This window comes from Flagellimonas abyssi (assembly GCF_019457905.1).
In the GTDB taxonomy this organism is placed as follows: domain Bacteria; phylum Bacteroidota; class Bacteroidia; order Flavobacteriales; family Flavobacteriaceae; genus Flagellimonas; species Flagellimonas abyssi.
Map to the genome: position 1 here is coordinate 1 of NZ_JAHZSV010000027.1, position 1,698 is coordinate 1,698.

Sequence of the window (1,698 nt, forward strand, 5' to 3'; positions counted from 1 at the left end):
CTGATGCTCGTTGTAGAGCTTCATTATTTCCTCATTTTCCTGTCCATCGGTCAAGTAAGCTGCATAGACTTGCTTCGGAACTTCAAGCCGGAAGATGTTACTTTCCCTACCTATCTTGATAAACATCTCGGTGTACTTGCGTGGACCGGATAGATTGTTTTTAATGGATTTTAATTGGTTCAGGTCGTGGCTCGATAGGTTGAGACGTTTGACCAATTCGTCATAGCCTTTTTCATTGTTTAGGCTATAAATGACTTGGGTATTTTCAAGAATACTTGCTGAAGTCGAATTGTTCGGAAGCTGGTTGATGGATTGTAGAATAATCCCAATCGCACCGTTTTGTTTACGGATAGCTTGATAGTAGAATTCTACACTTTCCAATACATTTTCAAACTTCAATTGCTTGGCAAACTCATCAAAAAGGATGATTCCTTTTTCAGCTCTATTTTTCCAAATAGTTCTTTGGATAGCTGACTTAATGAGCTTTAACATTACGGACAGGATTTCCTTGTTATCCTTGACTTCATCCAGTTCAAAAACAATCAATCGCTTATCTTCGATTTTATAAGTTTGGTCTTCGCTCACTTCAAACAGGAAACTATATAGACCATCGCCGACATATTCGGACATTACGTGCAAAAAGCCGGTAACATTGAAGTAGTCGGGATGGATTTTTAGGGTATTCAGCAGGTCTTTCTGATTCCTTTCTATAAAACTGTAAAAACCATCCAATGAGTGATTTTCTGAAGTGCTATCGTAATAATGGCGCAGAATCTTTTTAACCGATACTGATTGTGCTTTGGTAACTTTTAAATCTGAAGCAAAAAGTTCAAATAAGAAAACTGATAAGTCTTCCAATCGTTCGGGTGTAAGGTCGTTTACATCACTTATATAAAAAGGATTGATGCCCAAGTTCTTTCCACTTTCGTAACGAAGCACGGTATATTTTTCGGGATAGAGTTTAGCGAATTTGGTGTATGAACCACCTAAATCAATGATGACCAAGCGAATACCACTTTCAAAATATTGACGTAAGATGTTATTGGCGAGAAAGGACTTTCCTTCGCCTGTTGGTGCGAAAATGGCAAAGTTTCTTGCCTTAATGCGCTTCTTGCGTTCATCCCAGACATCTTTGAGAACAGGAATATTATGTTCGCGGTCGTTAAAGATGATTCCGGTGGCATCCGATTTATAATTCGTGTTGTTTATGAACAAGCAAAGCGCGTGCTTTAAATCCGTCACATATAAATCGTTGTTTGAAAAATTGGAAGAGAAACAGCAGTAACTATTTAGGAGGTAATTTTTACGTTCTTCGCCTCTTGGGTAATACGGGATGATATCCAATTCCTTAAATTCTGTCTTGATTTTTGAGGTAATTTTATCAAGCTCTTTGGCTTCCTTTGCCCAATAGACAATATTCAAATGCCCACGAATAATCCGGGCATTATCATCGGCATTGATTTGGTCAAGGATGTGCTGGATTTTGCCAAGAACCACTTTGTTCTGCGAACCGAAATTTGAACTCTTGTTGAGCTCTTCAACCTTCTTATCGAGCAACTTTCGCCACTTTTGTTTGTCATCTAAATAGAGAATTTGATTGACAATATGGTTTTCGTTAAGCGTAAGCCCTAGACCATCAATAAAACCTTGATGAAACACAAAATCGTCAGAAGTGAATTTCTCATTGGTTTTGCTACT

The 1,698-nt window shown here is 38.1% G+C and carries 1 protein-coding gene; it reads right to left on the bottom strand.

Annotated features, from left to right (window positions below):
• On the bottom strand, positions 1-1,698 hold a 1,698-nt coding region (locus K1F36_RS15575), incomplete at both ends, for a VirB4 family type IV secretion system protein (protein ID WP_220114666.1).